Annotated in this window: 14 protein-coding genes; 8 read left to right on the forward strand and 6 right to left on the reverse strand. The window is 73.5% G+C overall.

What is annotated here, in order from left to right; translation table 11 throughout:
• Positions 1 to 64: 64 nt before the first annotated feature.
• The gene (locus ACF9IK_RS13025; protein WP_395294380.1) at positions 65 to 1267 is read right to left on the reverse strand and encodes a serine/threonine-protein kinase; all 1203 of its coding nucleotides are present in this window, start codon (positions 1265 to 1267) and stop codon (positions 65 to 67) included.
• Positions 1268 to 1639: 372 nt separating this feature from the next.
• On the opposite strand from ACF9IK_RS13025, the gene ACF9IK_RS13030 reads away from it, so the two are divergent.
• Positions 1640 to 3925 (forward strand): FdhF/YdeP family oxidoreductase, encoded by a 2286-nt coding sequence (locus ACF9IK_RS13030; protein WP_395294381.1) that lies wholly within the window; start codon positions 1640 to 1642, stop codon positions 3923 to 3925.
• A 34-nt stretch (positions 3926 to 3959) separates the two neighbouring features.
• On the opposite strand, the gene ACF9IK_RS13035 is transcribed toward ACF9IK_RS13030, so the two are convergent.
• A complete protein-coding gene (locus tag ACF9IK_RS13035) occupies positions 3960 to 5612 on the reverse strand; it encodes a C40 family peptidase (RefSeq protein WP_395294382.1) in 1653 nt (550 codons plus the stop codon).
• A 382-nt stretch (positions 5613 to 5994) separates the two neighbouring features.
• Here ACF9IK_RS13035 and ACF9IK_RS13040 point away from each other — a divergent pair, with 382 nt between their 5' ends.
• The 3 genes from ACF9IK_RS13040 to ACF9IK_RS13050 all read left to right on the forward strand — a co-directional run bounded on the left by ACF9IK_RS13040 (position 5995) and on the right by ACF9IK_RS13050 (position 8673).
• Complete coding sequence (locus ACF9IK_RS13040) at positions 5995 to 7176, forward strand: inorganic phosphate transporter (RefSeq protein WP_395294383.1); 1182 nt, start codon at positions 5995 to 5997, stop codon at positions 7174 to 7176.
• 26 nt (positions 7177 to 7202) lie between these two features.
• Positions 7203 to 7460, forward strand: coding sequence for a hypothetical protein (locus ACF9IK_RS13045; RefSeq protein WP_395294384.1), 258 nt, complete (start codon positions 7203 to 7205; stop codon positions 7458 to 7460).
• 151 nt (positions 7461 to 7611) lie between these two features.
• Positions 7612 to 8673 (forward strand): ABC transporter permease, encoded by a 1062-nt coding sequence (locus ACF9IK_RS13050; protein ID WP_395294385.1) that lies wholly within the window; start codon positions 7612 to 7614, stop codon positions 8671 to 8673.
• Positions 8674 to 8680: 7 nt separating this feature from the next.
• On the opposite strand, the gene ACF9IK_RS13055 is transcribed toward ACF9IK_RS13050, so the two are convergent.
• From ACF9IK_RS13055 to ACF9IK_RS13070, 4 genes are all read right to left on the reverse strand, one after another.
• Positions 8681 to 9895: an ROK family transcriptional regulator gene (locus ACF9IK_RS13055; RefSeq protein ID WP_395294386.1), complete on the reverse strand. Its 1215-nt coding sequence runs from the start codon at positions 9893 to 9895 to the stop codon at positions 8681 to 8683.
• 145 nt (positions 9896 to 10040) lie between these two features.
• Complete coding sequence (locus tag ACF9IK_RS13060) at positions 10041 to 10562, reverse strand: GtrA family protein (RefSeq protein ID WP_395294387.1); 522 nt, start codon at positions 10560 to 10562, stop codon at positions 10041 to 10043.
• A gap of 152 nt (positions 10563 to 10714) precedes the next feature.
• The gene (gene lon / locus ACF9IK_RS13065; RefSeq protein WP_395294388.1) at positions 10715 to 13111 is read right to left on the reverse strand and encodes an endopeptidase La; all 2397 of its coding nucleotides are present in this window, start codon (positions 13109 to 13111) and stop codon (positions 10715 to 10717) included.
• A 133-nt stretch (positions 13112 to 13244) separates the two neighbouring features.
• On the reverse strand, positions 13245 to 14078 hold the full coding sequence (locus tag ACF9IK_RS13070; RefSeq protein WP_395294389.1) for a rhomboid-like protein: 834 nt from the start codon (positions 14076 to 14078) through the stop codon (positions 13245 to 13247).
• A 564-nt stretch (positions 14079 to 14642) separates the two neighbouring features.
• On the opposite strand from ACF9IK_RS13070, the gene ACF9IK_RS13075 reads away from it, so the two are divergent.
• The 4 genes from ACF9IK_RS13075 to ACF9IK_RS13090 all read left to right on the forward strand — a co-directional run bounded on the left by ACF9IK_RS13075 (position 14643) and on the right by ACF9IK_RS13090 (position 22953).
• Positions 14643 to 15380 carry a response regulator transcription factor gene (locus ACF9IK_RS13075; RefSeq protein ID WP_395294390.1) on the forward strand — a complete coding sequence of 246 codons (738 nt, stop codon included), beginning with the start codon at positions 14643 to 14645 and terminating at the stop codon, positions 15378 to 15380.
• A 97-nt stretch (positions 15381 to 15477) separates the two neighbouring features.
• Positions 15478 to 16608: a sensor histidine kinase gene (locus ACF9IK_RS13080; protein WP_395294391.1), complete on the forward strand. Its 1131-nt coding sequence runs from the start codon at positions 15478 to 15480 to the stop codon at positions 16606 to 16608.
• A 300-nt stretch (positions 16609 to 16908) separates the two neighbouring features.
• Positions 16909 to 20649, forward strand: a complete 3741-nt coding sequence (locus ACF9IK_RS13085; protein WP_395294392.1) for a multifunctional oxoglutarate decarboxylase/oxoglutarate dehydrogenase thiamine pyrophosphate-binding subunit/dihydrolipoyllysine-residue succinyltransferase subunit — start codon at positions 16909 to 16911, stop codon at positions 20647 to 20649.
• 267 nt (positions 20650 to 20916) lie between these two features.
• Positions 20917 to 22953, forward strand: coding sequence for a serine/threonine-protein kinase (locus tag ACF9IK_RS13090; protein ID WP_395294393.1), 2037 nt, complete (start codon positions 20917 to 20919; stop codon positions 22951 to 22953).
• Positions 22954 to 22957 lie beyond the last annotated feature (4 nt).

Genomic DNA, 22957 nt, shown 5'->3' on the forward strand with positions numbered 1-22957 from the left:
GGCCGGCCGCACGGGCGGCGGGGACGGCGGTTCCCGGCCGCGCCGGCCCGATCGCCGCCGGGCGTCAGCCGCCCTGCGGGCCGCCGTCGAGGAGCCGGTCCAGCGCCAGCGGCCGCGGGGTGCCCGGGCCGCCCCGGTCGCAGGCGCGCTGCCAGCGGTCGAGGTCGCGCGCCACGTCGGCACGGGCCTGCGGCTCCGCGGTCAGCGCCGACTCCAGCTCGCGCAGCAACGCGACGGCGGCGCCCGGGCTGCCGTCCCGGGCCAGCCAGAGGGCGAGGTCGTGGCAGGTGCGCAGGGTGCGGAGGTCACGCGGACCGCAGACCCGGGCGAGCTGCGGGACCAGCGGGACCAGCATCGCGACGGCCTCCCCCGGCCGGCCCTCCGCCCCGTGCTCCCAGGCCCGGTCGGCCCGCTTGCGCAGCGCCTCGGGGGTGGGCTCCTCGGGTCCGAGCCGGATCTCGCGCAGCCGGCGGCGGACCTCGGCCGCGTCCGCGGGCCGGTCGGCCGGGCTCTTGGCCAGCAGCTCGCGGACCAGCGCGGCGAGTGCCGGGTAGGGGGTGCGGACCGGCGGCGGCGGCTCGTTCAGGTGCTGGTACATCATGGTGACCGCCGAGCCCGCGTTGAACGGCCGCTGACCGGTGCAGAGCTGGAAGAGCACCACGCCGAGCGCGTACAGGTCGGCCCGGCCGTCGATCGGGTCGCCGGCCCAGCACTCGGGGGCCAGGTACGGCGGGGTGCCGATCACCACGCCGGTGGAGGTGAGCGCGCCGCCGGACTGGGTGAGCAGCCGGGCGATGCCGAAGTCCAGCACCTTGGCCTCACCGCCGTCGGTGATCATGATGTTCTCCGGCTTGATGTCCCGGTGGACCACGCCCGAGGCGTGCGCGGCGGCCAGGGCCTTGCACACCTGTCGGACCCACTTGAGCGAGACCTCCAGTTCCGGGGTGCCCTCGCGGAGCAGCGCGGAGAGCGGCCGGCCGGGCACCAGTTCCATCACCAGGTAGTGGGTGGACCAGCCGCCCTCGCGCACCGTCCCGTAGTCGTACAGGGTGACGATGTTCGGGTGGGAGAGGCTGCCCGCGGTCTTGGCCTCGCGGACGAAGCGCTGGACGGCCTCCTCGTCACGGGCCTTCTCCTCGGACAGCACCTTCACCGCGACCCGCCGGCCGATGTTGCTGTCGCGGGCCTGCCAGACCACGCCGAAGCCGCCCTCGCCGAGCTTGGCCTCCAACAGGTACCGGCCGTCCAGCACCTCCCCAGCCTCCATTGCGCTCCCCCAACCACCAAGTCCCGCGGATCCGAACGGCGTTCACCGTGACCGGGTCACCATAGCGGCGGGGGAGCACATCGGGGTGAACGGTTGCGGCTTCGGCTCGTGCGGGCCTGCCGGGTCGGACCCGGCGGCCCGCACGGCCCCGCCCTCCGGGCCCCGGCGCCTGCCGGCCCCGCAGGTGCCGATCACCGCGCCCCCCTGTCTGCGCGGCGCGGGAGGCCCCGCAGGCACCCATCACTCCGGCGCCGGGACGGCGGGCCTCCCGGCACCGCCGCCCGGGTGAAAGGATGGGGCCGAGTCCCCGCAGCACCGGGGCCGAGGCCCCGCAAGGACGCGGTGGCCGACCCAGCAGCCGAGGAGCGCGTCATGGCCAAGCAGGCCCCGCAGAGCGACCCGGCGCAGGACGCCCCCGAGGTGTCGGCGCCCCAGCACGCGGCGGCCGGGCTGCCCGCGGTCGGCCACAGCCTGCGGATGGCCGCCGAACAGATGGGCCCGCGCCGCACCCTGGCCACCCTGCTCAAGGTCAACCAGCCGAACGGCTTCGACTGCCCTGGCTGCGCCTGGCCGGAGCCGGACAAGACGCACACCGCGGAGTTCTGCGAGAACGGCGCCAAGGCCGTGGCCGAGGAGGCCACTGAGCGCCGGATCGGCCCCGAGTTCTTCGCCGCCCACTCGGTCGCCGAGCTGGCCGAGCGTTCCGGCTACTGGCTCGGCCAGCAGGGCCGGCTCACCCGGCCGATGCTGCTGGACGAGGGCGCCAGCCACTACTCGCCGATCTCCTGGGACGACGCCTTCGCGCTGATCGCCGAGGAGCTGCGCGCGCTGGACACCCCGGACGGCGCCGCCTTCTACACCTCCGGCCGGACCAGCAACGAGGCCGCCTTCGCCTACCAGCTGTTCGCCCGCCGGCTGGGCACCAACAACCTGCCCGACTGCTCCAACATGTGCCACGAGTCGTCCGGCTCGGCGCTCACCGAGACGCTCGGCGTCGGCAAGGGCAGCGTCTCGCTCAAGGACCTCTACCAGGCCGACCTGATCATCGTGGCCGGCCAGAACCCGGGCACCAACCACCCGCGGATGCTCTCCGCACTGGAGCGGGCCAAGCGCGCCGGCGCCACCATCGTCAGCGTCAACCCGCTGCCCGAGGCCGGCCTGGAGCGGTTCAAGAACCCGCAGCACGCCCGCGGCCTGGTCGGCCACGGCACCAAGCTGACCGACCTCTTCCTGCAGATCCGCCTCGGCGGCGACCTCGCCCTGTTCCGCGCGCTGAACCAGCTGATCCTGGACGCGGACGGCGGCGTCGACCGCGCCTTCGTCGAGGAGCACTGCCACGGCTTCGAGGAGTTCGCCGCCGAGGCCCGCACCACCGGACGCGAGGAGGTGCTCGCCGCCACCGGTCTGCCCTGGGAGCAGATCGAGGAGCTGGCCCGGCTGGTGCTCGGCTCCCGCAAGGTCATCGTCTGCTGGGCGATGGGCCTGACCCAGCACAAGCACGCCGTGCCGACCATCCGCGAGGTGGTCAACTTCCTGCTGCTCCGGGGCAACGTCGGCCGCCCGGGGGCCGGCGTCTGCCCGGTGCGCGGACACAGCAACGTGCAGGGCGACCGGACGATGGGCATCTTCGAGCGCCCGTCGAAGGCCTTCCTGGACGCGCTGGCCGGCGAGTTCGGCTTCGAGCCGCCGCGCGCCCACGGCCTCGACTCGGTCGACACCATCCGCGGGATGCGCGACGGCCGGGTGGAGGTGTTCTTCGCGATGGGCGGCAACTTCGTCGCGGCCGGCCCGGACACCGAGGTCACCGAGGCCGCGATGCGCCGCTGCCGGCTGACCGTGCACGTCTCCACCAAGCTCAACCGCTCGCACGTGATCACCGGTGCGCGGGCGCTGATCCTGCCCACCCTCGGCCGCACCGACCGGGACGTCACCTCCCGGGGCGCCCAGTTCGTCTCGGTCGAGGACTCGATGGGCCAGGTGCACTCCTCGCGCGGCGGCCTGCGCCCGCCGGCCCCGGGACTGCTCTCGGAGGTGGCGATCGTCTGCCGGCTGGCCCGCGCCGTACTCGGTCCGCAGGACAGCGTGCCGTGGGAGGACTTCGCCGACGACTACGACACCCTGCGGGACCGCATCGCCCGCGTGGTGCCCGGCTTCGCGGACTTCAACGAGAAGGTCCGCCGCCCCGGCGGCTTCACCCTGCCGCACGGGCCGCGCGACTCCCGGACCTTCCCGACCGCGACCGGCAAGGCGAACTTCACGGTCAACCCGCTGACCTCGCCCGAGGTGCCGGCCGGCCGGCTGCTGCTGCAGACGCTCCGCTCGCACGACCAGTACAACACCACGGTCTACGGCCTGGACGACCGCTACCGCGGCATCACCGGCGGCCGCCGGGTCGTTCTGGTCAACCCCGCCGACGCCGCCGAGCTCGGCCTGGCCGAGGGCGCGTACGTCGACCTGGTGGGCGAGTGGAAGGACGGCGTGGAGCGCCGGGCCCCGCACTTCAAGGTGGTGCACTACCCGGTCGCCCGCGGCGGAGCGGCGGCGTACTACCCGGAGACCAACGTGCTGGTGCCCCTGGACTCCACCGCCGACATCAGCAACACCCCGACCTCCAAGGCCGTCGTCGTCCGCTTCGAGCCGGACAGCGGCGAGCGCTGAGCCTCCGCGGTACCGGCCCCTCGCGTGCGACCGGTCAGTTCTGCGTGGACGGCAGCGGCGTCGCCGGGGCGCTCCCCGAGGCCGGGGCGGACGCCGGGGCCGAGCCGGTGCCGCCGGCCGTGGTGGTCGCGCTCGGCGAGCCGGACGAGGGCGCGCCCGTCCCGCTCGGCGAGCCGGTGCCGGTGGGCGTCCCGGTCGGGGTCCCGGTCGGCGTGGTCGTCGGCGTGGTCGTCGGCGTACCGGTCGGCGTGGTGGACGGCGTCCCCGTCCCGCTCGGCGAGCCGGTGCCGGTGCCGGTGGGCGTCCCGGTGGGCGTCCCGGTCGGGGTCCCGGTCGGGGTCCCGGTCGGCGTGGTCGTCGGCGTCCCGGTCGGCGTCCCCGGGTCGGTCGGCGTGCCGGTGCCCGGAGCCGGGGTGGTCGGGGTCGGCGTCCCCGGGTCGGGGGTGCCGGGCGCGGTCGGCGTGCCGGGCGCGGGGGTCGACTGGTTCGGGACGGCCGGCAGCTGGGCGGCCGGCACCGGCGCGATCGGGGTGACGGCGTCCCAGCCGGCCGGGAGGTCCGGCACCTTCCAGACGCCGCCCGCCTCGTCCGGCGAGGTCTCCGGGTCGGGCCGGACGGCACCCAGGATCGGCATCGAGCCGATCGGCGAAACCTTGATCACCGCACCCGGTCGGGGTGCCTGGACGATCAGCCCGCCGCCGATGTACAGCCCGACGTGGGTGGCGCCCTCGTAGTAGACCACCAGGTCGCCGGGGCGCAGCTGGTTCAGCGGCACGTGCTGCAGCTGGGCCCACTGCTCCTGGCTGGTCCGCGGGATCGGCTTGCCGGCGTGCAGCCAGGCCTGCGAGGTGAGGCCGGAGCAGTCGAACACGTCCGGGCCGGCCCCGCCCCACACGTACGGCTTGCCCAGCTGCGCCAGCGCGTAGGCGACGGCGGCGCGGCCCGCCAGCGACGGCGTCCGCTCGCCCTTGCCGAGCGCGCCGGAGGCGAGGAAGGCCAGCTGGGCCTCGTCGGCCTTGACCTTCTCCAGCTTCTCCAGCTCGGTGCGCTGCGCGCCGGTGAGCGAGGAGACCAGCTGTTCGAGGGCGGCGAGGTCGGTGGCGACCTTGGCCTTGGCGGTGTCCTGCTGGGCGACCAGCGCCTCGGCGGCCTTCAGCGCCTCGTCGTTCTTCCGCCGCAGCTCGGTGAGCGCGTCCCGGTCGGTCTTGAGCCGGTCCAGGAACTCGGACTGCGAGCGGCTGGCGGCGGCGAGCAGCTCGGCGATGGTGACCGCCTCGTACGGGTCCTTGGAGAGCAGCAGCTCGGCGTAGGCGGAGGCGGAGCCGTTGCGGTATTGGGCGGCGGCGAGCTGGGCGGCGACGTCGGTGCCGGCGTCCACCTGCTTCTGCTGGCGCTCCAGCCGGTCCTTGAGGTCGGCGGCCGTGGCCTGCTGCTCGGCCACCTTGGCGACGGCGGCGTTGTACTGCTCGGTGGCGGCCTCGGCGCTCGTGTAGAGCTCGTGCAGCTTGTCGAGCATCGGGCCGAGGGTGGCCTTGGCGTCGGCCAGCGGGTCGGCGCCGGAGGCGACGGCCGGAGCGGTGACGCCCGGGGCGCCGGGGTCGGGTGCGGCGTACGCGGCCTGTGCACCGATCGGCAGCGCGAGCGCGGCGGCGGCGAGCAGGGCCCCGCAGCGCAGCGCGGCTCGCACCCACGGTCTCGTCCCGGCCGGTTCCGTGTGCTTGGCAGCCCCGCCCATGGGTGTGTCCTCCCCGACCTGTCTGCTCCGGGGTCCCCGGAATCCCCGCCGATCCTGCCATGGGTTACCCGCCAGAAACAGACCGCACCAGGGCGGGGCGGTGAATTCGCAGGACCGGTGTGAGGCAGCTCTCAACCGAACTACGCGAACCGGGACGATCTCCGCTAATGTCCAGCTCAGCGCCGTTCGAGACATCTTCCGTCAAGGTGTCAGACACCCTACCGACACTGACGGAACCGTAAATCCCGGCCCAGTTCACCTTCCGTTCACCGAGCCTCCCTACCGTCGCGACCGACACCAACGTCAGTGCGACAACTACGACGATTGTTTGGGTATGGAACACATCTCGTTCCTGGTGGCCGTTGTGATCATCACGGCGCTCGCCTTCGACTTCACCAACGGGTTCCACGACACCGCCAACGCGATGGCCACCTCCATCGCGACGGGGGCCCTTCGGCCGAAGGTCGCGGTCACCATCGCGGCCGTCCTCAACTTCGCGGGCGCGTTCCTGTCCGTGAAGGTCGCCACCACCATCTCCGGCGGCATCGTCAACGAGAAGACCGGCATCCACCCGGAGATCATCTTCGCCGCCCTGGTCGGCGCGATCCTGTGGAACCTCCTCACCTGGCTGAGAGGCCTGCCGTCCAGTTCCTCGCACGCGCTCTACGGCGGCCTGATCGGCGCCACCGTGGTCGGCGTCGGTGTCAACGGCGTCAACTTCGACACCGTGCTCACCAAGATCCTCATCCCGGCGATCGCCTCCCCGCTGGTCGCGGGCCTGGCCGCCTGGGGCGCCACCAAGCTGGCGTACGCGATCACCCGCAGGAGCGACGGCGAGACCGTCACCAAGGGCTTCAAGACCGGCCAGGTGTTCTCCTCCTCGCTGATCTCGCTGGCCCACGGCACCAACGACGCCCAGAAGACGATGGGCATCATCACCCTGACCCTGGTCTCGGTCGGCGCCCTGCCGAAGGGCGCGCTGCCCCCCACCTGGGTGATCGTCTCGGCCGGTGCCGCGATCGCGATCGGCACCTACATGGGCGGCTGGCGGATCATCCGCTCGATGGGCAAGGGCCTGGCGGACATCAAGGCGCCGCAGGGCTTCGCCTCCGAGTCGGCCGCCGCGACCGTCATCCTGACCTCCTCGCACATGGGCTTCGGCCTCTCCACCACCCAGGTCTGCTCCGGCGGCATCATGGGCGCCGGCCTGGGCGGCCCGAACGGCAAGCTGCGCTGGAGCCTGGTCCGCCGCATGGTCTACACCTGGGGCCTGACCCTGCCCGCCGCCGCCGCGGTGTCCGGCGCCGCCGCCTTCGTGGCCCAGCAGGGCAACTGGGGCGTGGCCGTGGTCGGCGCCGCCCTGGTGGCCGGCTCCGGAGCGATGTGGGTCCTCTCCCGCCGCCAGCCGGTCGGCGCGGACAACGTCAACGAGGCCGCCGAGGCCGACGCCGTCACCCCCGTCTCGGCAGGCCCGGCCGCCGTCCCCACCACCGCCTCGACCACGGTCGCGGCCTGAGCGCCGCCGACCGAGGAGCACACACCATGCACATCAAGTGGAACGCCCTGGCGCAGACCGCCGGATTCAGCTTCGGCATCACCGTCGCCGTGGTCGCCGTCTTCGCGCTGGGCATCCTGGCACTCTCCCGCCGCGAGGCCGCGCTGTCCGCGCGGCGCTCGGCCGCCGGCGCCGGCGCTGCGGCCGGGGGCTCCGGCAAGCTGGCCCTGGCCGGCGCGTACGCCTGCTTCGCGGTCTGCGGGGCGGCCGTCCTCTACGGGCTGTCGCTGATCGCCGGCCACTGAGCACGACGCCGAAGGGGCCGGGTCCCGGGGGCGGTCGGGCCCCGGGGGCGGCGGGGCGCGTCGGGCGGCGGGGCGCGTCGGGCGACGAAACTATTTCATGGTATGAAGTATTTGCTCGTCCCCTATGGCCCCATGGACAAGGAGTCGTCTGATGACCGCCGCCGGGCAGGTACCGAGGCAGGGTCTCCTCGCCGAACTGAAGGGAGCGGTCACCCCGCGCGCCGCGCTGCTGGTGATCGCCGTACTCCTGCTCCAGCTCGGCTTCATCACCTCGTACGTCGGCGCGCTCCACGAGCCCAAACCGCATGAGCTGTCGATCGCGGTGGTCGCCCCGCCGCAGGTCTCCCCCAAGCTGGTCGCGGCGCTGGAGTCGGTGCCGGACGAGGCCGTGAAGGCGGTGACCGCACCGGACGCGGAGACCGCCACCGCACAGATCAAGGACCAGAAGATCTACGCCGCGCTGGTGGTGAACCCCGCCGGCACCGAGGACACGCTGCTGGTCGGCGGTGCGCGCGGCCCGTCCGCCGCCAAGGCCGCCGAGGCCGTCGTGACCGCTCTGGAGAAGAGCCAGGGCCGGACGGCGAGGACCCAGGACGTGGTGCCGCTGCCCAAGTCCGACACCAACGGCCTGTCCTCCTTCTACCTGGTGATCGGCTGGTGCGTCGGCGGCTACCTGGTCGCCTCGATCCTCGGCGTCAGCGCGGGCGCCAAGCCCGCCAACGTCCACCGCGCGCTGATCCGGCTCGGCACCCTGGCGCTGTACTCGATCGCGGCCGGCATCGGCGGCGCGATCATCGTCGGACCGGTGCTCGGTGCGCTGTCCGGCGGGTTCTGGGGACTGGTCGGCGTGGGGGCCCTGGTGGTCTTCGCGGTCGGCGCGTTCACCATGGCGCTGCAGTGCCTGTTCGACATCATCGGCATCGGCATCGCGGTGCTGGTCTTCGTGGTGCTCGGCAACCCGAGCGCGGGCGGGGTCTTCCCGCCGCCGATGATGCCGGCGTTCTGGCGGGCGATCGGTGCCTGGATCCCGAACGGTGCCGGGACCGACGCGGCCCGCTCGATCGTCTACTTCGACGCCACCGGGCTCACCCAGCCGATCGCGGTACTGGTGGCCTGGGCGCTGGTCGGCGTCGGCATCACCTTCGCCGCCGTCATCGGCCGCCCGCCGCGCCGCAGCCGCGAGCTGCTGGAGAACCGGCCGGAGACCGCCTGAACCCGGGTCACCCCTCCAACCGCCCCGGGTCGGCGACGATCGCCCGGACCACGCCGACCGCGGCTCCCAGCAGGGGGCCGCGGCGGCCCAGCCGGGAGACCCTCAGTCGCTCGCCCGACCAGGGACGGACGGTCACCCGGGCCGCCAGCTCGGCCCGCATCGCCGGCAGCAGCCAGGGCGCCAACTGGGCGTAGCCGCCGCCCAGCACCACCTCGGCCGGGTCGAGCAGGTTGACCGCACCGGCCGCGGCGGTTCCCAGCGCCTCACCGGCCCCGGCCAGCGCCGCGCGCACCTCCTCGTCACCGGCCTCGGCCCGCTCCGCCAGCATCGCCACCCAGTCGCCGCGGATCCCCTCCAGGCCGGCGGCCCGCAGCACCGCGGCCTCCCCCGCGTACTGCTCCAGGCAGCCGCGCGCGCCGCAGGCGCAGGCCGGCCCGTCCGGGTGGACCGGAACGTGACCGAGCTCGCCCGCGTAGCCGCGGGCCCCTCGCAGGAGCCGGCCGCCGACCACGATCGCCCCGCCCACCCCGGCCTCCGCCGAGACGTGCAGGAAGTGGTCCGGCCCGCCGCCCAGCCAGAGCTCGGCGAGCCCGCCGAGGTTGGCCTCGTTGTCGGCCTCCACCGGTAGCTCCGCCAGCGCCTCCGCGCCCGTGGCCCGCAGCGCGAGCCGCAGCTCCGCGGCGAGCGACACGTCCCGCCAGCCCAGGTTGGCGGCCCGCTGCAGCACCCCGCCACCGTCGCCGACCAGTCCGGGGACGGCCAGTGCCAGCCCGGCCGGGCGCAGCCGCGCCTCGGCGGTGGCCCGGCGCAGCAGCTCGGCGAGGTCGGCCATGACGGCGGCCGGGCGCCGGTCCCGGTTGCGGATCTCCTGGCGGCGCCAGGAGCGGACCTCGCCGCGCAGGTCGACCACGCAGGCACCGAGGTGCTCCACGCCGATCTCGGCGCCGAGGCCACCGGGCCCCTCGGGGTTGAGCCCGAGCGCCGTGCCCGGCCGCCCGACCTTGCCGCTGGGCGCCGCCGGGCCCTCCTCGACCAGCAGGCCCGCGGCGATCAGCTCCTCGGCCAGCGAGGAGACGGCCGCCCTGGTCAGCCCGGTCTCGGCGGCCACCTCGGCCCTGGAGCGCGGGGCGCGGGCGATCACGCCGAGCACCAGCGCCAGGTTGGACCGGCGCATGCCCTGCTGGCTGGCGGGACCGGCCCGGAGGCCGTCCGTGTCGCGCATCGCCCTTCACCCCGCTCGCCGCGCTCGGCTGCCGTTCCCCGGCCGTCGGGCCGGTCGTTTGCAGCGTAACCGCGTTCGGGCGGCCGCTCCCGGTGGGGCCGGAGCAGGAGGTCGGCCGGCCCGGCGTCCTGGTCCGCAGCGCTCGTCAAGGGGTCCACTGCGGCTGCTCGGCCGGGGCGGCGGCCGGCTCGGCGGTCCGGGTGAAGACCCAGCGCTGCATCGCCCAGAAGCGGAACAGCATGGCGACGAAGGTGCCCACCACCATCCCGCTGAGGAAGTCGGCCACCTCCTGGGTGAGGGCCGTCACCTGCGGCTCGCGCAGCTCCAGCAGGTAGCGCGAGGCGATCAGCGGCAGGTCGTTGACGACGATGGCCACCACGCTGACCAGGACGAACAGCACCGCCTCGCGCCGCCTCCCGGCCGCCCGGAAGGACCACTGGCGGTTCAGCACGTAGGAGACCGCGGTGCCCACGACGGTCGCGACGGTGAGCGCGGCCACCGGCTTCCGCTCCAGCACCGTGAACTTCAGGGTGAAGTCGAGCACCGTGGTCAGCGCGAAGCAGAGGCTGCCGACCATCAGGAACTTCACCAGCCGGCGGTGCCTGACCAGGAACGGGCGCAGCCCGGCCGGCACCTTGGCCAGGGCCCGCTGCGTGGGGGACGGCATCTTCGCAGTGTGGCCACACCGCCCGCCGCCCGCTACTCGACGGTGATCCGCAGGACTCCGGTGGTGCCCCGGTGGAGCGGCACTCCGTTGCACGGGCCCCGAAGGGGTGCGGGGAACCGCGCCGGGTTCTCCGCACCCCTTCGGGTGAACCGTCAGCCGGCGGCGACCAGCACCTCGGCCGGCTCCAGGGCCAGCTTGAGCACCTCCCGCACGTCCGAGACCGGGTGGACGGTGAGCCGCCCCAGCACCTCCGCCGGGACGTCGTCCAGGTCGGCCTCGTTCCGCTTGGGGATGATCACCGTGGTGACGCCGGCCCGGTCGGCGGCGAGCAGCTTCTGCTTCACCCCGCCGATCGGCAGCACCCTCCCGGTCAGCGACACCTCACCCGTCATCGCCACGTCGGTACGAACCCTGCGGCCGGAGAGCAGCGAGGCCAGCGCGGTGGTCATGGTGATGCCGGCACTCGGCCCGTCCTTCGGGACGGCCCCGGCGGGGACGTGCAGGTGCACGCCGCGGTCCCGCAGCGAGGTGACCGGCAGTTCGAGCTCGGCGCCGCGCGAGCGCAGGAAGGAGAGCGCGATGTGTGCCGACTCCTTCATCACGTCGCCCAGCTGCCCGGTCAGGGTGAGCCCGGTACCGCCGGTCTCGGCGTCGGCGAGCGAGGCCTCGATGTAGAGGACGTCGCCGCCGGCGCCGGTCACCGCGAGGCCGGTGGCCACGCCGGGCACGGCGGTGCGCCGCTCGGCCGGTTCCTGGGCGGACTCGGGGACGTGGTGCGGCCGGCCGATCAGGGCGCGCAGGTCGTCGGCGCCGATCGCGGCGGGCAGCTCGCGCTCGCCCAGCTCGCTCTGCGCGGCGATCTTGCGCAGCACCCGGGCGATCGAGCGTTCGAGGTTCCGCACGCCGGCCTCGCGGGTGTACTCGCCGGCCAGTCGGCGCAGCGCCTCCTCGTCGACCGCGGCCTCCCCGGTCTTCAGGCCGGCCCTCTCCAGCTGGCGCGGGAGCAGGTGGTCGCGGGCGATGACGACCTTCTCGTCTTCGGTGTAGCCGTCCAGCCGGACCAGCTCCATCCGGTCGAGCAACGGCTCGGGGATGGCCTCCAGCACGTTGGCGGTGGCGAGGAAGACGACGTCGGAGAGGTCGAGCTCGACCTCCAGGTAGTGGTCCCGGAAAGTGTGGTTCTGCGCCGGGTCCAGCACCTCAAGCAGGGCGGCCGCCGGGTCGCCGCGGTAGTCGGAGCCGACCTTGTCGATCTCGTCCAGCAGGACCACCGGGTTCATCGAGCCGGCCTCCTTGACGGCCCGCACCAGGCGGCCGGGCAGTGCGCCGACGTACGTGCGCCGGTGACCGCGGATCTCGGCCTCGTCCCGGACGCCGCCGAGCGCCACCCGCACGAACTTGCGGCCCATGGCCCGGGCCACCGACTCGCCGAGCGAGGTCTTGCCGACGCCGGGCGGGCCGACCAGCGCGAGCACCGCGCCGCCGCGCCGCCCGCCGACCAGCCCGAGGCCCTGGTCGGCCCGGCGCTTGCGGACCGCCAGGTACTCGACGATCCGGTCCTTCACGTCGGCCAGGCCGGAGTGGTCGGCGTCCAGCACCGCGCGGGCGCCGGCGATGTCGTAGGCGTCCTCGGTGCGCTCGTTCCACGGCAGCTCCAGGACGGTGTCCAACCAGGTGCGGATCCAGGAACCCTCCGGCGACTGGTCGGAGGCCCGCTCCAGCTTGTCGACCTCCTTGAGCGCGGCCTCGCGGACCTTCTCGGGCAGGTCGGCGGCCTCCACCCGGGCGCGGTAGTCGCCCTCCTCGTCGGCCAGGTCGCCGTTCAGCTCGGCCAGCTCCTTGCGGACGGCCTCCAGCTGGCGGCGGAGCAGGAACTCCTTCTGCTGCCTGGCCACGCCCTCCTCGACGTCCTTGCGGATGGTGTCGTTGACCTCCTCCTCGGCGAGGTGGTCGCGCAGCAGCGTCAGCGCGTACTCCAGCCGGGCCACCTGGTCGGCCTCCAGCAGCACCTTGAGCTTCTGCTCGGCGGTGACGAAGGGCGCGTAGCCGATGTTGTCGGCCAGCTCGCCGACGCCCTCGATCTGGGCCACGCGGTCGACGATCTGCCAGGCGCCGCGCTTGCGCAGCCACTGGGTGGAGAGCGCCTTGTACTCCTTGACCAGCTCGGCTGCACGCCCGGCCACCGGGGTGCCGACCGAGGACTCCCGGAACGGCGTGGTCTCCACCCAGAGCGCGGCGCCGGGCCCGGTGGTGCCGACGCCGATCCGGACCCGGCGCACGGCGCGGACCAGCGCGGCCGGGTCGCCGTCGGCCAGCCGGCCGACCTGCTCGACGGTGGCGAGGGTGCCCGCCGCCGCGTACGAGCCGTCCACCCGCGGGACCAGCAGGACCTGGGGCTTGCCGGTGCCGGCGGCCGCGGCCCGCGCGGCCTCCACCGCGGCGCGCACCTCGGTGTCCTTCAGGTCCAGCGGGACGACCATGCCCGGGAGCACGACCTCGTCGTCGAGCGGCAGCACGGGCAGGGTGAGCGGTGTGGACGTCGATGCCATGATCTCTCCCCAGTCAGTGAACTTGAGCTGACCTGACTAAGGTTTGGCAAGCCTCGGATGTTCCCCGCCCCCTGTTCGCCGTGAGCGAACAGGGAGGGGTGCCGGAGGGCCCGTCAAAAGCACCTGCGAGGGGTCACATCCGGTCGAGCACCGCGGCCCCGCCGGACGCGGAGGGCGCGGCGGGCGCGGCGGGGGCGCCCGCCGGCACCGGGGCCTGGGCGACCGCCCCGGGGTGGTGCGCACGCCGGTCGGGGACGCGGCGCAGCCAGCGCCAGAGCGCCACCCCGGCCAGCAGCGCCGCCGGGTGGCCGATCCCCGTCACCAGGTCCTGGTCGGTGGTGTACTGGTCGGCGAGCAGCAGAGCGGCACCGCCCAGGGCGAGCAGCCGGCCGCGCGAGCGGAGCAGCCCCGCCAGGGCGGCGAGGCTGGCCAGCACGCCGTAGCTGACGCCGATGTCCAGGCGGTCGAGCTCGGCGGGCTCCAGCCGCCCGGTCGCCACGGCGGCGATCACCACGGCCTGCGAGAGCACCGTCGCGGCGATGTGGCCGGTCGCGAACACCGCCGCCGCCCGCCCCGCGCCGACGCGGCGCTCCAGCGGTGCGACGGTGAGGGCGAAGGCCCAGAGGTACGGCATCCAGACCGTCCCGGCCACCCAGAAGCCGCTGAGCAGCAGCGCGCGCAGCGGGTGGTGCAACAGGTTGTCCCCGTCCGAGCTGGACGCCTCCTGCAGGCGGAGCACCAGGTCCGGGTCGGCGAGCATCGCGAAGGTGGTGGTGGCGCCGACGACGGCGACGTAGCCGAGCGCGAAGGGGTTGCGCCGCGGGGTCGGCACCCGGGCCAGCAGCCAGCCCAGCAGGACCGACCGTAGACCGAGCCGCAGCATCCCGTACGGCGGCCCGGAACCGGTGCCCGCGCCGGGCCCTCGGCGTGGCCCGCTCCGCTCGGCGCCGATCCGCAGCCCCGCCATGCCGCCTCCGCTCCAGACCCCGCAGCCCTCGGCTCCCCGTCCGGTGCCCAACGTACCGGCGAACGCCGGAAATCCCGCCCCCCGATCCTTGTCGTGGCCACGTTACGTCCGGGCCCTGGGAGTCGGCTGGGAAATCCCCGTGAAGATCGGCGGGCCGGCTGCAGCCGGAACCCCGGTATTTGGTCCGGACCATCCCTCTGTTTACGCACGAGTAGCGGCTCTGACCGGCGGCTAGGCGTCAACTGGACTGCATACATACCGTTACGCAGTGAAAATTCGCCGGGTAAGGTATCGGCCCGTGCCCACTTCCGAGTGGGTCCGAGGGCGGCCCGACAAGCCGGCCCGCGGGCCGGAAACGTCCGGTCCACCTGCCGGGAACCACCCGTTGTCCGTACGCTGCGGAGTGCGCGGGAGACGTGGGCAGTCCACACCTGTCCACCGATCCACGCGCGTTCGAAACGGGACGGCGGACCCGGCACAGTCCACGACGGAACAAGACTACGAGCGGAGCCCCGCCATCCCCACAGGTGGCCGGCCCGCAGCCCTGGGGGCGGTGGCGTGACCGTGACAGAAATTCAGCAGGACAACCACAACAGCGGCGGCACGGTGAGCAGCCAGCGCAGAGTGCTGGTGGTGGAGGACGAACCCACGATCGCGGAGTCGATCGCGGCCCGACTGGGCGCGGAGGGCTTCAAGGTCGCCGTGGCCCACGACGGTCCGGGCGCGGTCGACGGCTTCCACACCTGGCAGCCTGACCTGGTCGTCCTCGACATCATGCTGCCCGGGTTCGACGGCCTGGAAGTGTGCCGCCGGATCCAGGCCCAGCGCCCGGTGCCGGTTCTGATGCTGACCGCCCGCGACGACGAGACGGACCTGCTGGTCGGCCTCGGCGTCGGGGCGGACGACTACATGACCAAGCCGTTCTCCATGCGGGAGCTGGCGGCCCGGGTCAACGTGCTGCTGCGCCGCGTCGAGCGCGCCCAGCAGGCGGCCCGCACGCCCGCGCTCGGCAGCCTGCGCTTCGGCGAGCTGGAGATCGATCACGTGCAGCGGCGGGTCCGGCTGTCCTCGGGCGACGTCCACCTGACGCCGACCGAGTTCGACCTGCTCGCCTGCCTGGCCGCCCAGCCGCGCGCCGTGCTCACCCGCGAGCAGCTGCTGGCCGAGGTCTGGGACTGGACGGACGCGTCCGGCACCCGCACCGTCGACAGCCACGTCAAGGCGCTGCGCCGCAAGATCGGCGCCAGCTGGATCCGCACCGTGCACGGTGTCGGATACGCGCTGGAGGCTCCGCTCTCCTAGGCGGCGCCTCGGGCACCGGGCCTCCGGGGGGCCCGCGTCCCGAACCGCCGTGCACACCATGCGGGGGACCACCGCACGTGGGGGATCACAGGGACCAATGACCTTTCCACAGCAACGCAACGGGGCCGCCGACGGCACCCGGCGGCCGACCCTGGCCGCCCGCGCCGCCCGCCGGGTCTGGGCCGACATCCGGCCGCTCGACCCGGTCCGCTCGATCAAGGGCAAGCTCGCCCTCCTGGTGATCGTCTCGGTCTTCCTGGCCACCGGGATGGTCGTCGTGGCGATCCGGTCCGAGACGCAGATCCGGATCATCATGGTCTTCTCCATGATCGCCTCGCTGCTCTTCATGCAGTTCCTCGCGCACGGGCTCACCGCCCCGCTGCGCGACATGACCGCCGCCGCCCGCGCGATGGCCTCCGGCGACTACAGCCGCCGGGTCGAGGTGAACTCGCGCGACGAGATCGGCGAGCTGGCGGCCACCTTCAACCAGATGGCGGCCGATCTGGAGGCCGCCGACCGGCACCGCCGCGAACTGGTCGCCAACGTCTCGCACGAGCTGCGCACGCCCATCGCCGCGCTGCGCGCCGTGCTGGAGAACGTGGTCGACGGCGTGGTCCAGCCGAACCAGGCGACCCTGGGCGCGGCCCTGGAGCAGACCGAGCGGCTCGGCCGACTGGTCACCCACCTCCTGGACCTCTCCAAGATCGACGACGGCGTGGTCGACCTGGACGCCCGCCCGTTCGAGGTCCGCGAGTTCCTGGACGGCGTGCTGCGCGGGGTCACCGTGGACGGTGCGACGGCCGGCGGGGCGTTCTCCCGGCGCGGCGACGTCCGGCTCGCCCTGGAGGTCAGCCCGGCCGGGCTGACCGGTGTGGCGGACCCGGAACGACTCCACCAAGTTGTCGCCAACCTCGTCGACAACGCCTGCAAGCACTCCCCGCCCGGCGGCACCGTGACGGTCCGCGCCCGGCCCGGCGACGGGCCCGGCGCCCTGCTGCTGGAGGTCGAGGACGAGGGCCCGGGCATCCCGGCGGCCGACCGCAGCCGGGTCTTCGAGCGGTTCAGCCGCAGCGGCACCGCCACCGCCCAGGGGCCGGGCTCCGACGGCGGCACCGGCCTGGGGCTGGCCATCGCCCGCTGGGCGGTGGATCTGCACGGCGGGCGGATCGAGGTGGCCGAGGCCGCCCACGGCTGCCGGATCGAGGTCCGGCTGCCCGGCCCCCGGTGACCGGGAGCAACGATTCGGGCACTGCCCATGTCACAGAAGCGACACAGCCGCGACCGGAGGATCGTCCGCAGACCGTCCCAGGTTTTGTCCGTTTTTGTCCGGGTATGGTGCCCGATCAAGCGCGATCGGTTCCCATCTCTAGCGAGTTTCTAACGCACATTTTCAGCCAAACTGCAGGTCAGGACTGTGATCTGGGCGACGCCTGCGCCCTGGGGACTGCGCGATCACTGGTCAGGGGCGTAGCCTTAATCCCCGCTGTCCAAACATCCCAAAAGGAAGCGGAAGAGGGCGGTTGCCGCCGTGTCGCCACAGTCCCCAGAACCCCCAAACAGCTCGGCAAGCTCCACTGGCTTCGGCCCCAATGAGTGGCTCGTCGACGAGATCTACCAGCAGTACCTCCAGGACCCGAACTCGGTCGACCGAGCCTGGTGGGACTTTTTCGCCGACTACAAGCCCGGTACCGAGGTGACCCCAGTGACCCAGGCCGCGACCCAGGCCGGCCCCACGCCGACCCCTGCCGCTGCCCCCGCGCCCGCCGCTGCCGCGCCGGTCCCCGCCGCCCCGGTCGCGCCGGCCCCCGCCGCGGCCCCGGCGCCCGCGCCGCTCGCCGCAGCGCCCGCCGCGCCGCCGGCCCCCAAGGCCGCCGCCCCGGCGTCGGCCGCGGCCGACGCCGCCACCGGCCCCGAGCTGGTCCAGCTCCGCGGCCCGGCCAAGGCCGTCGCGACCAACATGGACGCCTCCCTGGAGGTGCCGACCGCGACCTCGGTGCGCGCCGTCCCGGCCAAGCTGTTGATCGACAACCGCATCGTCATCAACAACCACCTGCAGCGCGCCCGCGGCGGCAAGGTCTCCTTCACCCACCTGATCGGCTACGCCCTGGTCAAGGCCGTCAAGGCGCACCCGGGCATGAACCACAGCTACAAGGTGGAGGACGGCAAGTCCTTCCTGGTCAAGCCCGACCACGTGAACCTGGGCCTGGCCATCGACCTGGTGAAGCCCAACGGCGACCGCCAGCTCGTCGTCGCGGCCATCAAGAAGGCCGAGACCCTCGACTTCTTCGGCTTCTGGCAGGCCTACGAGGACATCGTCCGCCGGGCCCGCGCCAACAAGCTGACCATGGACGACTTCACCGGCGTCACGGTCTCGCTGACCAACCCCGGCGGCATCGGCACCGTGCACTCCGTGCCGCGCCTGATGCAGAACCAGGGCACCATCGTCGGCGTCGGCGCCATGGAGTACCCGGCCGAGTTCCAGGGCTCCTCCCCGGAGACCCTGGCCCGCCTCGGCGTCTCCAAGATCATGACGCTGACCTCGACCTACGACCACCGCGTCATCCAGGGCGCGGCGTCCGGCGAGTTCCTGCGCGAGATCCACCGCCTGCTGCTCGGCGAGAACGGCTTCTACGACGAGATCTTCGAGTCGCTGCGGATCCCGTACGAGCCGGTCCGCTGGGCCACCGACGTCGCCACCACCCACGACGACGAGGTCAACAAGACCGCCCGCGTCATGGAGCTGATCCACGCGTACCGCGTGCGCGGCCACCTGATGGCCGACACCGACCCGCTGGAGTACAAGCAGCGCAAGCACCCCGACCTGGACGTCACCACGCACGGCCTCACCCTGTGGGACCTGGAGCGCGAGTTCGCGGTCGGCGGCTTCGGCGGCCAGCGGATGATGAAGCTCCGCGACATCCTCGGCCTGCTGCGCAACACGTACTGCCGCACCGTCGGCATCGAGTACATGCACATCCAGGACCCGAAGCAGCGCAAGTGGCTGCAGGACCGTCTGGAGAAGCCGTACACCAAGCCCGAGCGCGAGGAGCAGCTGCGCATCCTGCGCCGGCTGAACTCCGCCGAGGCCTTCGAGACCTTCCTGCAGACGAAGTACGTCGGCCAGAAGCGCTTCTCGCTGGAGGGCGGCGAGTCGCTCATCCCGCTGCTCGACGCCACCATCGACGCCGCAGCCGAGCACCGCCTGGACGAGTCGGTCATCGGCATGGCCCACCGCGGCCGCCTCAACGTGCTGGCGAACATCGTCGGCAAGCCGTACGGCAAGATCTTCGGCGAGTTCGAGGGCAACCTCGACCCGAAGTCGATGCACGGCTCCGGCGACGTCAAGTACCACCTGGGCGCCGAGGGCACCTTCACCGGCCTGGACGGCGAGACCATCAAGGTCTCGCTCGCCGCGAACCCCTCCCACCTGGAGGCCGTGGACCCGGTCGTCGAGGGCATCGCCCGCGCCAAGCAGGACATCCTGGACCAGGGCGGCACCACCTTCCCGGTGCTGCCGATCCAGATCCACGGCGACGCGGCCTTCGCCGGCCAGGGCGTCGTCGCGGAGACCCTGAACATGTCGCAGCTGCGCGGCTACCGCACCGGCGGCACCGTGCACATCGTGGTGAACAACCAGGTCGGCTTCACCGCCGCCCCGGCGTCCTCGCGCTCCTCGATGTACTGCACCGACGTGGCCCGCATGATCGAGGCCCCGATCTTCCACGTGAACGGCGACGACCCGGAGGCCGTGGTCCGCGTCGCGCGGCTCGCCTTCGAGTTCCGCCAGGAGTTCCACAAGGACGTGGTGATCGACCTCATCTGCTACCGCCGCCGCGGTCACAACGAGGCCGACAACCCGTCGTTCACCCAGCCGCTGATGTACGACCTGATCGACAAGAAGCGCTCGGTGCGCAAGCTGTACACCGAGGGCCTGATCGGTCGCGGCGACATCACCATGGAAGAGGCGGAGCAGGCGCTCCAGGACTTCCAGGGCCAGCTGGAGAAGGTCTTCGCCGAGGTCCGCGACGCCGCCCAGGCCCCGGCCCCGGCCGCCAACGGCAAGCCGGTCGCCGACTTCCCGGTCTCCATCCAGACCGGCATCTCCGAGGAGATGGTCAAGCGGATCGCCGCCTCGCAGGTCAACCTGCCCGACTGGCTGACCGTCCACCCGCGCCTGCTGCCGCAGCTGCAGCGCCGCGCCGCCTCGGTCGAGGACAACACCATCGACTGGGCGATGGGCGAGACCCTCGCCATCGGCTCGCTGCTGATGGAGGGCCACCCGGTCCGCCTGGCCGGCCAGGACAGCCGCCGCGGCACCTTCGGCCAGCGCCACGCCGTCCTGATCGACCGGAACACCGGCGAGGACTACACCCCGCTGCTGTACCTGACCGAGGACCAGGCCCGCTACACCGTGTACGACAGCCTGCTGTCCGAGTACGCGGCCATGGGCTTCGAGTACGGCTACTCGCTGACCCGCCCGAACGCGCTGGTCATGTGGGAGGCGCAGTTCGGCGACTTCGTCAACGGCGCGCAGACCATGGTGGACGAGTACATCGCGTCCGCCGAGCAGAAGTGGGGCCAGCACTCGGGCGTCGTCCTGCTGCTGCCGCACGGCTACGAGGGCCAGGGCCCGGACCACTCGTCCGCCCGCCCGGAGCGCTTCCTGCAGCTGTGCGCGCAGAACAACATGACGGTCGCCATGCCGACCCTGCCGTCGAACTACTTCCACCTGCTGCGCTGGCAGGCGCACAACCCGCACCACAAGCCGCTGGTCGTCTTCACCCCGAAGTCGATGCTGCGTCTGAAGGCCGCGGCGAGTGCCACCGGGGAGTTCCTGTCCGGCTCGTTCCGCCCGGTCATCGGCGACACCACCGTCGACCCGGCGCAGGTCCGCAAGGTGGTCATCACCGCGGGCAAGTTCTACTACGACGTCGAGGCGGCGCGCACCGAGCGCGGGGTCACCGACACCGCGATCGTCCGGGTCGAGCGGCTCTACCCGCTGCCGGTGGCCGAGCTCCAGGAGGAGCTGGCCCGCTACGGCGACGACGTCCAGTTCATCTGGGCGCAGGAGGAGCCGGCCAACCAGGGCGGCTGGCCGTTCATCGCGATGAACCTGGTCGACCACCTGCAGGTCGTCATCGGCCGCAGCGCCAACGGCTCTCGCCTGCGCCGCGTCGCCCGCCCGGCCTCCTCGGCCCCGGCGGTCGGCTCGGCCAAGCGCCACGCCGCCGAGCAGCGGGCGCTGCTGGAGGAGATCTTCTCGCTCTGATCCCGCTCCGGCCCCGGCCCGACCCCGTCGGGCGGCAGTCGAACAAGGCCCCGGCCCCCGTGCACACGCACGGGGGCCGGGGCCTTCGCGGCCCGGGAACGGGACGCACGCGCCATGCCAAGGTCCCAGCTCTGCAACCAAACCGGCACCGACCTGCGAAGCGAGCTGACGGGTCGATAGGTTATGCCTCGCCAGACCGCCGCCCGGGCACCCGTCATCACCCGCGGCCGGCCGATGACCTCACGCTCTCCCAGGGGGACCCACCGTATGACTGCCGACGCACCACGGGACGCCGTCGCCTCCCCGCTGCCCCCGGTGTTCCAACCGCTGCACCCGGACGACCCCCGGGAGGTGGGCGGCTACCGGCTGTTCGCCCGGCTCGGCGCGGGCGGCATGGGCCGCGTCTACCTGTCCTACACGCCGGGCGGCCGCCCCGTCGCCCTCAAGGTGGTCCGCCCGGAGTTCGCCGAGGACGGCGAGTTCCGCCGCCGGTTCGCCCAGGAGGTCACCAACGCCCAGCGCATCCACGGGCTGTACACCGCCCAGGTGATCGACTCCGGCGTGGACGCCGAGGCACCCTGGCTGGTCACCGCCTACGTCCCGGGCCCGTCGCTGCAGCAGGTGGTCCGGGAGAACGGCCCGCTGCCGGTCCGCACGGTGCTCCTGCTGATGGGCGGCATCGCCGAGGCGCTGCAGGCGATCCACAGCGTCGAGGTGGTGCACCGCGACCTCAAGCCCGCCAACGTGCTGGTGGCCGGCGACGGCCCGCGCGTGATCGACTTCGGCATCGCCCGGGCCGCCGACGCCACCGCCCTCACCGGCACCGGCTACCGGATCGGCTCGCCCGCCTTCATGTCCCCCGAGCAGGCCCAGGGCCGCCCGGTCACCCCGGCCACCGACGTCTTCGCCCTCGGCGCGCTGGCCGCGTACGTGGCCGGCGGCACCGGCCCGTTCGGCGACGGCCCGGACACCGCGGTGCTCTACCGCGTGGTGCACGAGCAGCCCGAGCTGGAGGGTGTCCCGGCCGATCTGCGCGAGCTGATCCTGCGCTGCCTGGCCAAGTCCCCCGAGGACCGGCCGAAGCCGGCCGAGATCATCGAGATCGCCCGCAACCACCCGTCGGTCGGCGGGCAGCTGCGGTTCGCCGACGACTGGCTGCCCAAGCAGGTCAACACCGAGATCACCCGGCGCTCGGACCTGCCGAAGACCCCGCCGACACCGCTGCCGGCCGCGCCGGCCGCGCCGGCCGCGCCGGCCACCCCGCCGCCGACCCCGGCCGCACCCACCGTCGCCCCGACCGCGGCCACGCCGCCGCAGCAGCCGACCCACCCGGCGACGGCCGTGTCGTACAGCGCCCCGCAGCAGCCGCCGGCGACCCCGCCGCCGGGCTTCGGCCCGCCGCCGCTCGGTGCGTACGGCGCCCCGCAGCCGACCGCCGAGTCCCCGACCGGGCCGGTGATCTCCGCCCCGCCGACCATGCAGCTGCGCCAGGAGCCGCCCTCCCACGACACCCCGCCGCCCGGCCCGGTGGTGACCGACACCCCGGCCCCCGCGCCGGAGCCCAAGCGCAGGGGCGTCTCCTGGAAGGCGCTGCTGGTCGTCGCCCTGGTGATGGCGCTCGGTGGCACCGCGGGCGGCGTGGTGCTGATGAAGAAGCTCGGGTACGACGACAAGAAGACCGACAGCGCGGCCTCCGCCCCGCAGACGCCGGGCAGCCAGCCCGTGCCGGCTTCGAGCACGCCCGCGGCCGCGGACTCCCCGACGACGGCCCCGAGCCCGACCGCGAGCAAGACCCCGCCGGCCTCGTCCTCGAAGTCGGCCTCCCCGACCGCGGGCGGCGTCTCCGCGCCGGCCCGGCCGAGCGGCTACACCCCCGCGCTGGAGAAGGTCTCGCTCGCCATCCCGGGGACGGAGTACGCCAGCGACGCGTACCGGATCGACCTGAACTCGGGCAAGGTGGTGCCCCGCAGCACCAGCGGCCTGAAGTGGGGCCTGGGCGTCAAGAAGGCGGTCTGTTGCGGCGGCAAGGCCGACTCCTTCGACTCGGTCGGCGACGGTCAGTCCGACTTCGCGGTGATCAGCGACGCCGCCGTCACCCCCGAGCAGTGCGCCGCCGCGATCGACTCCCGGCCGGACACCGACCTGACCTTCAACCGGGTCACCGCGGGCCGGCTGCTCTGCATCCGCGACCGCACCAGCCAGAACATCGCGATCGCCGCGGTGGAGATCGCCGACGCCTCGTCCGGGGCGGCCAAGGTGGTCGTCAGCACCTGGCGGGCCAACGGCCAGCCCGGTCTATCCTGACCAG

The sequence above is a fragment of the Kitasatospora hibisci genome (genome assembly GCF_043950205.1).
Lineage (GTDB): Bacteria > Actinomycetota > Actinomycetes > Streptomycetales > Streptomycetaceae > Kitasatospora > Kitasatospora hibisci.

What these genes read in the sequence shown, in the direction of transcription:
- ACF9IK_RS13025 (WP_395294380.1), bottom strand. Translation starts at nt 1,267, where the DNA reads ATGGAGGCTGGGGAGGTGCTGGACGGCCGGTACCTGTTGGAGGCCAAG.
- ACF9IK_RS13030 (WP_395294381.1), top strand. Translation starts at nt 1,640, where the DNA reads ATGGCCAAGCAGGCCCCGCAGAGCGACCCGGCGCAGGACGCCCCCGAG.
- ACF9IK_RS13040 (WP_395294383.1), top strand. Translation starts at nt 5,995, where the DNA reads ATGGAACACATCTCGTTCCTGGTGGCCGTTGTGATCATCACGGCGCTC.
- ACF9IK_RS13045 (WP_395294384.1), top strand. Translation starts at nt 7,203, where the DNA reads ATGCACATCAAGTGGAACGCCCTGGCGCAGACCGCCGGATTCAGCTTC.
- ACF9IK_RS13050 (WP_395294385.1), top strand. Translation starts at nt 7,612, where the DNA reads ATGACCGCCGCCGGGCAGGTACCGAGGCAGGGTCTCCTCGCCGAACTG.
- ACF9IK_RS13055 (WP_395294386.1), bottom strand. Translation starts at nt 9,895, where the DNA reads ATGCGCGACACGGACGGCCTCCGGGCCGGTCCCGCCAGCCAGCAGGGC.
- ACF9IK_RS13060 (WP_395294387.1), bottom strand. Translation starts at nt 10,562, where the DNA reads ATGCCGTCCCCCACGCAGCGGGCCCTGGCCAAGGTGCCGGCCGGGCTG.
- lon (WP_395294388.1), bottom strand. Translation starts at nt 13,111, where the DNA reads ATGGCATCGACGTCCACACCGCTCACCCTGCCCGTGCTGCCGCTCGAC.
- ACF9IK_RS13070 (WP_395294389.1), bottom strand. Translation starts at nt 14,078, where the DNA reads ATGGCGGGGCTGCGGATCGGCGCCGAGCGGAGCGGGCCACGCCGAGGG.
- ACF9IK_RS13080 (WP_395294391.1), top strand. Translation starts at nt 15,478, where the DNA reads ATGACCTTTCCACAGCAACGCAACGGGGCCGCCGACGGCACCCGGCGG.
- ACF9IK_RS13090 (WP_395294393.1), top strand. Translation starts at nt 20,917, where the DNA reads ATGACTGCCGACGCACCACGGGACGCCGTCGCCTCCCCGCTGCCCCCG.